Origin of the sequence: uncultured Clostridium sp., from assembly GCF_937920395.1 — a bacterium.
Taxonomy (GTDB): Bacteria; Bacillota; Clostridia; order Clostridiales; family Clostridiaceae; genus Clostridium_AD.
The window spans coordinates 1-2,060 of the sequence record NZ_CALEVF010000378.1 but is presented as its reverse complement, the minus strand read 5'-3'; the positions used below and the strand labels follow the sequence as shown (position 1 = coordinate 2,060).

The window sequence follows — 2,060 nt, the reverse complement described above, 5'->3', positions numbered from 1 at the left end:
ATATTAACGGGTTCATACGATTAGCATTTAGTACATCTTGGTATATTCGAAAATATTTTCTTTACAAAAGGAATAGAAAGTCTAACAATATGAAACGAGCCATTAAACCAATATATTCACAAAAAAAATATTGGTTATAGGTCCGGTGATTTGGAAAAAGCATTTTTATGAATAAGAACAAAGGAAAATTAAGAGAATTGTATTATAAATTTTTAAAACAAGTTTCTTAAAGTTCAACCTGAAATAGTTTGAAGTATCCAATATTGACATTTGACAATATTCAGAATTTAGATAGAAATAAATAAAATATGGGTTGCAACTATTAGATAAGAGATTAGTTATAACATTCGTAGTTATTATGACTTATTTATTATTAATGATTACAATTACATTATACGATGGGCTGAGTTAGCCAATGAATCCCCAAATAGTATTAAATGTAGATATAAAAGAAAAAGGCTTACCACTTGGTGATTTATTTGGTATATTTTTCGAAGATTTAAGTCATGCGGCTGACGGTGGACTTTATTCAGAACTGATTCAAAATAGATCATTTGAATGTGAAAGCAAAAGATAATCATTTAGTTTGGGAGGTTGGAGGTTATCAGAATCAAGACTCTGCTGTGTGTGCTAGTGTAAATAGTACAACTATTGTTTGACACAAAGTCTATTTGCTGTAGTTACGGGTAGGGAATACAAGCTTAAGTTAGAGGTTTGCGGAAGAAATATTCGTACCTTTATTGATGAGAAAATAATCAATGAACTGAAGATAAACTACCGGTAATAGAACCACATTATTACTAAGCTAGCATGGAAAATTATACAGGTGATATTATATTATTATTAATGTAGTTAATGTACAAGAAAAATTCGTAACGGCTCAATTGGTATTAAAAGGAACTGATAATGGCGTTTTAACAGGAACTATTTTTGAGATGTCCAGTTACAATCCTTACGATGAGAATAGTTTTGAAGCTCAGAAGCTAATGGTGCCTAGGCAAAAGGATTTTAACATTAAAGGGAAAGACTTTTCTTATAGGTTCTCAAAGCATTCTATTGCTATTTTTAGATTATAATTCAACTACTTATAGAATATTAAAGAATGAAGGGGATTGGACATGGTAAATAAATCAACATAACATTATTTACTATTATAAACGTTTACTAATTTACCTTATTTCAGTTATATGTTCAAGATTCAAACATGAATATTTACTGCAGAATATAGAAAAAAATATTTATATCTAAGAGTGGATGATTCAATAAATTATAAGATAAACAAAAAATAAATTAATATTTTAAAGGAGTTTAATAATGAATCAATATGAGTGCTTAATTAACACTGAAGTTACAAAACAATTAAACTTTAAATACCTTTTATAATTACCTAAGGATTATAAAAGTAAAAAAGATGAAAAGTGGCCTTTGATATTATTTCTTCATGGTGCTGGAGAAAGAGGTGGAAGTATTGACAATATTAAAATAAATGGATTACCTAAAATCTTAGAGGAAAAAGAGGACTTTCCATTTATAACAGTTTCTCCTCTATGCCCAGATAATACCGCCTGGTTATTTTGTATTGAAAGCCTAAGGCATTTCTTGAGGAAATCATAAAAGCTTATAATGTAGATGAATCCAAAACTTATCTTACAGGTATAAGTATGGGTGGATATGGTACATGGGCACTTTCAATGGCATGTCCGGATAAGTTTGCAGCAATAGCTCCTATTTGTGGTGGAGGTATGGCATGGTATGCTGGGGCGTTAAACAAGATGCCAGTTTGGGCTTTTCATGGTGCAAATGATGATGTAGTTTCTTTGTCTGAAAGTAAAAATATAGTTAATGCGATAGTAGCTAATGAGGGATCAGTAAAATACACTGTGTATCCAGATGCGTACCATGATTCATGGACAGAAACTTATAATAATCCAGAACTGTATACATGGTTATTGCAGCGAAAAAAAGATAAGGGGCTGTCTCACAATAGAAAATAATTTCTATTGTAAGATGGCTCTTTTTTCTTTTATAAATACAAAAGTGAATTCCGAGGAATTCACTTT

4 protein-coding genes are annotated in these 2,060 nt (G+C 30.1%); all 4 read left to right on the top strand.

Translation table 11 applies throughout. From position 1 onward, the window contains the following. Positions 1-415 precede the first annotated feature (415 nt). A complete protein-coding gene (locus tag Q0649_RS22135; RefSeq protein ID WP_298847025.1) occupies positions 416-577 on the top strand; it encodes a hypothetical protein in 162 nt (53 codons plus the stop codon). 307 nt (positions 578-884) lie between these two features. Beyond that, entirely contained in the window at positions 885-1,076 is a 192-nt protein-coding gene (locus Q0649_RS22130) for a hypothetical protein (RefSeq protein WP_298847022.1), read from the top strand. A gap of 349 nt (positions 1,077-1,425) precedes the next feature. Further along, positions 1,426-1,614: a hypothetical protein gene (locus tag Q0649_RS22125; RefSeq protein WP_298847020.1), complete on the top strand. Its 189-nt coding sequence runs from the start codon at positions 1,426-1,428 to the stop codon at positions 1,612-1,614. After that, positions 1,608-1,994, top strand: a complete 387-nt coding sequence (locus Q0649_RS22120) for a dienelactone hydrolase family protein (protein ID WP_367179441.1) — start codon at positions 1,608-1,610, stop codon at positions 1,992-1,994. The genes Q0649_RS22125 and Q0649_RS22120 overlap by 7 nt, the downstream gene beginning before the upstream one ends. Positions 1,995-2,060 lie beyond the last annotated feature (66 nt).

Bases quoted from the DNA above. Each gene is read 5' to 3' on its own strand.
- Q0649_RS22135 (WP_298847025.1), top strand. From the start codon at position 416: ATGAATCCCCAAATAGTATTAAATGTAGATATAAAAGAAAAAGGCTTA.